This is a genomic window from Streptomyces sporangiiformans (assembly GCF_005768555.2).
In the GTDB taxonomy this organism is placed as follows: domain Bacteria; phylum Actinomycetota; class Actinomycetes; order Streptomycetales; family Streptomycetaceae; genus Streptomyces; species Streptomyces sporangiiformans.
Map to the genome: position 1 here is coordinate 1 of NZ_VCHX02000233.1, position 2,023 is coordinate 2,023.

Sequence of the window (2,023 nt, forward strand, 5' to 3'; positions counted from 1 at the left end):
GGCTGCGCGGGCGGCTGCTCGCGAACCGGCGCGACGGGCGCGGCCGGAGCCGAGGCCGCGGCCGGGGCCGTCCCGGTACCCGAGTCAGGTCCTGAGCCCCCTCCAGTCGCACCACCACTCTCGGAGCCGGGGGCCCCTGTTCCACGCACGGCGGCCCGAGCCGCGGCAGGCCCGCCCCCCGGCGGAACAGGAGGAGCGGAGGGACCAGAGGGACCAGGGGGAGCAGACGCAGCGGAACCACCCTGCGCCCCCGCATGAGCGTCGGGCCCAGGCACGTATCCCATGGCAGGCCCGGCGCCCGCCCCGGCGAAGTTGACGCCCCGCTCCAAGCGGTCGAGCCGGGCCATGACGGACCGCTCGTCGCCGTACGCCGCGGGCAACATCACCCGCGCACAGATCAACTCGAGCTGAAGCCGGGGCGAGGTGGCTCCCCGCATCTCCGTCAGTCCGTCATTGACGAGATCGGCGGCGCGGCTCAGCTCGGCCGCGCCGAAGACGCCCGCCTGCGCCTGCATCCGCTCCACGACATCGGCGGGAGCGTCGATGAGCCCCTTCTCGGCCGCATCGGGCACGGCCGCCAGAATCACCAGATCCCTGAGCCGCTCCAGCAGATCGGCGACGAATCGCCGTGGATCGTTACCCCCCTCGATGACCCGGTCCACGATCTCGAAGGCGGCGGCCCCGTCCCCCGCGGCGAAAGCCTCCACGACCGAGTCGAGGAGCGACGCTTCCGTGTACCCCAGCAGGGCGGTCGCCATGGCGTACGTCACGCCGTCCGCACCGGCCGCGGCGAGCAACTGATCCATGACGGACATGGAGTCACGTACGGACCCGGCCCCGGCCCGCACCACCAGCGGAAGCACCCCGTCCTCGACGGGAATGCCCTCATGTCCGCAGACCTCGCCCAGATACTCCCTCAGGGTCCCCGGCGGCACGAGCCGGAACGGGTAGTGGTGGGTCCGCGACCGGATGGTCCCGATGACCTTCTCGGGCTCGGTCGTGGCGAAGATGAACTTGAGGTGCTCCGGCGGCTCCTCGACCACCTTCAGCAGGGCATTGAAGCCCGCCGAGGTGACCATGTGCGCCTCGTCGATGATGTAGATCTTGTACCGGCTGCCAGCCGGTCCGAAGAAGGCCTTCTCGCGCAGGTCACGGGCGTCGTCCACGCCACCGTGCGAGGCGGCGTCGATCTCGATGACGTCGATGGACCCCGGCCCGTTCCTCGCCAGGTCCCGGCAGGACTGGCACTCACCGCAGGGGGTTGGCGTGGGCCCCTGCTCACAGTTCAGACAGCGCGCCAGGATCCGCGCACTGGTCGTCTTCCCGCATCCGCGCGGCCCGCTGAACAGGTACGCGTGATTGACCCGGTTGTTGCGCAGCGCCTGCTGCAGCGGGTCAGTGACATGCTCCTGCCCGATGACCTCGGCGAACGACTCCGGGCGATAACGGCGGTACAGCGCGAGAGACGACACACATACGAGGTTATAGGCGCCCACTGACAACAAGAGCCGCCCACCGGGACGGAACTCCGCTTCCCCGTGCCTGAACCCCTGGCTCAACCCGATCCCCTGGGCCCTTGAACCCGACTGAACCGAACTGAAGCCAACGGAACGCACCTGAACCGGACGGCAACGCAAAGCGCCCCCCACGCACCCGCCAGAGCCAACCTACCCTTGCTGCCTTCCGGCCCTGGGGGAGTTCAGTCAGATAGCGCCACGTGAGGGGCTCCGCACAGAGTACCTGATCCGACCGGCACGAACGAGTTCGCGACCACTCCCCGCCGTCATGTAATGTTTCCGGCGGAGGATTCGCCTAGAGGCCTAGGGCGCACGCTTGGAAAGCGTGTTGGGGGCAACCCCTCACGAGTTCGAATCTCGTATCCTCCGCCAGTGCCTCACCGGGCACGATGTCGAAGGGCCCCACCGTTCGCGGTGGGGCCCTTCGGCGTTGTCCGTCACGGGTTCCGTCTCGGTTGGTCTTTCCGCCGCTCCCCCGCTCCCCCGCGCCCCCGCGCCCCCGCGCC

General features: G+C 69.7%; 1 protein-coding gene, 1 tRNA gene and 1 other RNA gene. 1 reads left to right on the forward strand and 2 read right to left on the reverse strand.

Going from position 1 to position 2,023, the window contains the following annotated elements:
- Together FGD71_RS35075 and ffs are read right to left on the reverse strand one after the other, a co-directional pair.
- On the reverse strand, positions 1-1,472 hold a 1,472-nt coding region (locus FGD71_RS35075; RefSeq protein WP_119104605.1), incomplete at its 3' end, for a DNA polymerase III subunit gamma and tau.
- Between the two features lie 162 nt (positions 1,473-1,634).
- An RNA gene (ffs, locus tag FGD71_RS35080) (signal recognition particle sRNA small type) lies at positions 1,635-1,729 on the reverse strand.
- Positions 1,730-1,801: 72 nt separating this feature from the next.
- Between ffs and FGD71_RS35085 the strand changes: the two genes are divergently transcribed.
- Positions 1,802-1,889, forward strand: a tRNA-Ser gene (locus FGD71_RS35085).
- Positions 1,890-2,023: the final 134 nt, after the last annotated feature.